This window comes from Streptomyces sp. AC627_RSS907 (assembly GCF_019049165.1).
Genome location: NZ_JAGMUE010000286.1, coordinates 1 through 674, shown reverse-complemented (window position 1 = coordinate 674; position 674 = coordinate 1). Strand labels below are relative to the sequence as shown.

The following is a 674-nucleotide window of genomic DNA, read 5'->3' as shown; positions in this document are numbered from 1 at the left end:
CATCAGCCCCGCGCTCGGGCCGCCGACCTTGGCGAGCCGCAGCGTGACCTTCACGTCCTTCGGCGAGCGGTGCAGGTAGCCCAACGCCGCCTGGACCGCCGAGTCCTGGGACTCCTTCATCTCCTCGCGGTTGTGCTTGTCCACCTCCTTCGGCGAGTCGCCGACCGGGTAGACGGAGTCGCGCGGCATCACCGCGCGCCCCTCGTTGAACCAGCCGCTGACCACGTCCTTGAGGCGGATGTCCGCGTCCGGGCCGGTGGCGACGATGGCCGTCATCCGCAACTGCCCGCTGGTCTCCCGGGTCGGGGCGCCCTCGATGGTGATCACCGGCTGGCCACGGTCGGAGCCGAGCACGTTCGCGGTCAGCCCTGGGTAGGCGATCGAGAACGGCAGCGGCGCGAACGCGGCGACCGCGAGCAGGGCGACGACGAGCGTGGAGCAGACCGCGAGGATGCGAGCGCGAGGAGACACGTCCGCCACCCTAAAGGACGGCAACGTTTCCCCGGCCGGGCAGGGCCGGCCAGGGCGGGGCACGGCAGGGCGGCGCCGCGGGGGCGGGCGCGGCGGATCGCCCGCGCCGGCGCGGGGCGCGGCGACGGCGGCCCCGGGCGCGCGGCCGGCGCTCAGCGCAGGGCGTCCGCGACCTCCTTCGCGGCCTCGACCACCCGCGGGCC

Annotated in this window: 1 pseudogene; it reads right to left on the bottom strand. The window is 75.5% G+C overall.

The features are described from left to right. Positions 1–471: pseudogene (locus KUM32_RS33760) on the bottom strand (hypothetical protein); the annotation flags it as partial. Positions 472–674 lie beyond the last annotated feature (203 nt).